Consider the following 3,794-nt stretch of genomic DNA (forward strand, 5'->3'; position numbering starts at 1 on the left):
CTGGCGCGGGGTGCCCTCGGCCGTGGTCGTGCCGGGTGCCGCACCCGCACCGCCGCGCGATCGCTGGCGCTGGCGCGGCGGACGGTCGCCCGAGCCCGAGGCGCCGGACCGCGGCTCCCGCTCGACGTGCGGGGCGGCGGGGGTCGACTTGAGCCGGCCCTTCGCGCCCACGGGGATGTCGAGCTCCTCGTAGAGGTGCGGCGACGACGAGTACGTCTCGGTCGGCTCCGGGATGCCCATCTCGAGGGCGCGGTTGATGAGCGCCCACTTGTGCATGTCGGCCCAGTCGACGAAGGTCACCGCGATGCCGGTCTTGCCCGCGCGGCCGGTGCGGCCGGCGCGGTGCAGGTAGGTCTTCTCGTCTTCGGGGATGGTGTGGTTGATCACGTGCGTGACGTCGTTCACGTCGATGCCGCGCGCCGCGACGTCCGTGGCGATCAGCACCTCCTTCTTGCCCGCCTTGAACGACGCCATCGAACGCTCGCGCGCCTCCTGGCTCATATCGCCGTGGACGGCCGCGGTGCTGAAGCCGCGGTCGCTGAGCTCTTCGACGAGCTTCTGGGCGGCCCGCTTGGTGCGGGTGAAGATGACGGTCTTGCCGCGGCCCTCGGCCTGGAGGATGCGGGCGACGACCTCGTCCTTGTCGAGCGAGTGCGCCCGGTAGACGACGTGCTTGATGTTCGCCTGCGTGAGACCCTCATCCGGATCGGTCGCGCGGATGTGGATCGGACGGTTCATGAACCGGCGGGCGAGCGCGACAATCGGGCCGGGCATCGTCGCCGAGAAGAGCATCGTGTGCCGCTCGGGCGGGGTCTGCGCGAACAGCTTCTCGATGTCGGGCAGGAAGCCGAGGTCGAGCATCTTGTCGGCTTCGTCGAGCACCATCTCGGTCACGTTCGCGAACGACAGCAGGCGCTGGCCGGCGAGGTCGAGGAGGCGGCCCGGGGTGCCGACGACGATCTGCGCGCCGGCCTTGAGCGCCTCGACCTGGCCCTCGTAGGCCTTGCCGCCGTAGATCGCGACGACCTTGGTGGCGCGCTTGCTCGTGGCGAGTTCGAGGTCTTCGGCGACCTGCACGCACAGCTCGCGGGTCGGGACGACGACGAGCACCTTCACCCCGGGCTCGGGGTTCAGCCCGATGCGCTGGATGATCGGCAGGCCGAAGCCGAGAGTCTTGCCGGTACCGGTCTTGGCCTGACCGATGATGTCCTGGCCGGAGAGGCCGAGGGGGATCGTCTGGGTCTGGATCGGGAAGGGCTCGAGAATGCCCTTCTCGGCGAGGGCGTCGACCATGTCCTGCTCGATGCCGAGATCACTGAAAGTCAAAGTATTTACCTGTCTGCTGTGCGGTGCCCACCGCACCGGCGATCGGAGTGATCGCGTGGACAGTAGGCTGATTGGCGTGTTGGGCTGGCTGCGTCGAGGACGGATCCGCGCCCGAGGTGTGACCCGGCCCGTCCGATCGGAGGCCGTGGAGGCCACGCGCGTCGAACTCGCCGAACTCGCCCCCGGTGCCCCAGCCTACCTGGGTCAGCTCGCCTATCTCACGCTCGTGCTGTTCGAGAACCTCGGACGCGGTGCCGCGGTGGCTCCCACGGTGTCGGGCAAGAGCCGCCTGGGCCGCGTCGCGGCCGAGGTGCTGGAGATCCACGAGGCGGTACTGGCCGAGCTCGAGTCGCGCCGCATCGACCCGTCGGAGGCGATGGAGCCCTTCCGCCCCGCGCTCGACGACTTCCAGCGCCGCACGCAGGGCGACGACTGGCACGAGATCCTCATCACCTGCTACCTGACATCGGGCTTCCTGCTCGACTTCTTCGCCGGGATGGCGGCCGGCCTGCCCGGCGGGCTGTCCGACCGCATCTCCGCTCTGCTCGCCGACGACGACGCCGAAGACCTGCTGGTCGAGGAGTTGCGCTCCTCGATCGACGGCAACCCGCGGCTCGCCGCGCGGCTCGCGATGTGGGGTCGCCGGCTCGTCGGCGACACGATGCTCGTCGCCCGGTCGGCGCTTCAGCTGGAGACCCGCGCCGACGGCGAGGAGCGCATCGAGCCGATCTTCACCGAGCTGATCGCGGCGCACACCCGCCGCATGGACGCCCTCGGCCTCACGGCCTGAGGCGCACCGCTGTCAGGCCTTGCCGCCCGACAGGAGGTGCAGTTGGCGCGCGTCGTAGCGCTGGCGACGGCTGCCGACGACGAGGCCGACGATCAGCGCGACGACGATCGCGGCACCGACGGAGGCGAGCCACAGCCAGCCCCAGTTGCCGTCGAAGTCGAAGCCCAGCCACGACATCCCGGCCCACACGGCGGCGGTGACGGCCGCACCGATCGCGGGCAGGAGCGCCGAACCGTAGGTCTCACGACCGGGGAGGAGGTAACGCAGCAGCAGGGCGGCTCCGGCTCCGACGACGACGGCGTAGACGATCTCCATGGGGGCTCCTGAGAGGACGGTCAGGCGACGAAGCCGACGCGGCTGCGGGTCTCGGTGCCGACCTCGAGGTACGAGAACGACGCGGTCGGCACGATGTACAGCTTGCCCTTGTCGTCGGACAGCTTGATGAACTTGGCGTCCGAGTCGAGCGCCGCCGAGACGACCTTCTCGACCTCGGCCGCGGCAAGCGACGTCTCGAAGCTCAGTTCACGGGGCGAGTTGGCGATGCCGATGCGAATGTCCACGTTGTTCAGAGTAATGGGGCCGGTTGTCGTGGAGCTCGCGTTTCGCCTGGGGCGGAAAGAGCACAGGACTGGATGTCGGGGTCGGCGGTGCCGGTTAGGTTCGGCTGAGTGAGTGGGCTGGGCTTCGATCGCGGGGATGCGGGTGCGTCGCATCCGCTCGCGCTCGATGCGTCGCAGCTCGCGGTGGTGAGGCTGCCGGACGGGGCGTCGGCCGCCGTCCTGGGGTGCCCGGGGTCGGGCAAGACGACGACGATCGTCGAACTCGTCGCCGACCGGGTGCTCGTGCGGGGGTGGGATCCGCGCGCGGTGATGGTGCTCACTTCGGCCCGTCCGTCGGCGGCCCGGCTGCGCGACCGGCTCGCGGTGCGGCTCGGGGTGCCGACCGACGGTCCCCTCGCCCGCACGGCGCCGTCGCTCGCCTACGAGATCGTCGGGGTGTCGGCCCGCGCCGCGGGGGAGACCCCGCCGCGACTCGTCACCGGCGCCGAGCAGGATGCCGACCTCGCGGCGCTCCTCGAGGGGCACATCGAGTCGGAGGAGGGGCCGGACTGGCCCGAGCCGCTGACGCCGGAGGTGCGGCGCACGGCGCGGTTCCGGTCGGAGTTGCGCGACCTGTTCTCGCGTGCGACCGAGCAGGGCATCGATCCCCGGCGGCTGCGAGAGCTCGGCCGGGCGACATCGCGGGCGGAATGGGTCGCGGCGGGGGACTTCTTCGACGAATACCTCGACGTCGTCGCCTCGGCGCGTCCCGAGCAGCGCGACCCGGCCGAACTGGCCCGGCTGGCGATCGCGACCCTGGATGCCGGTGGCGGAGGGGAGCGCATCGCAGGTCTGCGGCTCGTCGTGGTCGACGACCTTCCGGAGGCCACCGAGGCGACGCTCGGCCTGCTCGCCGTTCTCGCGCGGCGCGGCATCCCGGTGATCGCGTTCGGTGACCCCGACGTCGCGGCGAACGCCTTTCGCGGTGGCGAGCCGGACGCGCTCGGTCGGCTCGCGAGCGTGCTGGGCGTTCCCGCGGACACGCTCGTGCTGGAGACGGCGCACCGGCCGAACCCGGCGCTGCGCGCGCTCACCGGCCGGGTGACGGAGCGCATCGGCGCGGCGGCGGCGGGCGCGCA

The 3,794-nt window shown here is 71.3% G+C and carries 5 protein-coding genes; 2 read left to right on the forward strand and 3 right to left on the reverse strand.

Annotated features, from left to right (window positions below):
- On the reverse strand, window positions 1-1,293 hold a 1,293-nt coding region (locus tag ACILQS_RS15880), incomplete at its 3' end, for a DEAD/DEAH box helicase (RefSeq protein WP_395641101.1).
- A gap of 178 nt (window positions 1,294-1,471) precedes the next feature.
- Here ACILQS_RS15880 and ACILQS_RS15885 point away from each other — a divergent pair.
- A complete protein-coding gene (locus tag ACILQS_RS15885; protein WP_395641097.1) occupies window positions 1,472-2,116 on the forward strand; it encodes a ferritin-like fold-containing protein in 645 nt (214 codons plus the stop codon).
- A 12-nt stretch (window positions 2,117-2,128) separates the two neighbouring features.
- Here ACILQS_RS15885 and ACILQS_RS15890 read toward each other — a convergent pair whose 3' ends face one another.
- Together ACILQS_RS15890 and ACILQS_RS15895 are read right to left on the reverse strand one after the other, a co-directional pair.
- Window positions 2,129-2,431, reverse strand: a complete 303-nt coding sequence (locus tag ACILQS_RS15890; protein WP_395641098.1) for a hypothetical protein — start codon at window positions 2,429-2,431, stop codon at window positions 2,129-2,131.
- A gap of 20 nt (window positions 2,432-2,451) precedes the next feature.
- A complete protein-coding gene (locus ACILQS_RS15895; RefSeq protein ID WP_395641099.1) occupies window positions 2,452-2,676 on the reverse strand; it encodes a DUF3107 domain-containing protein in 225 nt (74 codons plus the stop codon).
- A gap of 108 nt (window positions 2,677-2,784) precedes the next feature.
- Here ACILQS_RS15895 and ACILQS_RS15900 point away from each other — a divergent pair.
- Window positions 2,785-3,794, forward strand: a 1,010-nt coding sequence (locus ACILQS_RS15900) for a UvrD-helicase domain-containing protein (protein WP_395641100.1), incomplete at its 3' end; no start/stop codon positions are given.

This window comes from Pseudolysinimonas sp. (assembly GCF_044239695.1).
GTDB lineage: Bacteria > Actinomycetota > Actinomycetes > Actinomycetales > Microbacteriaceae > Pseudolysinimonas_A.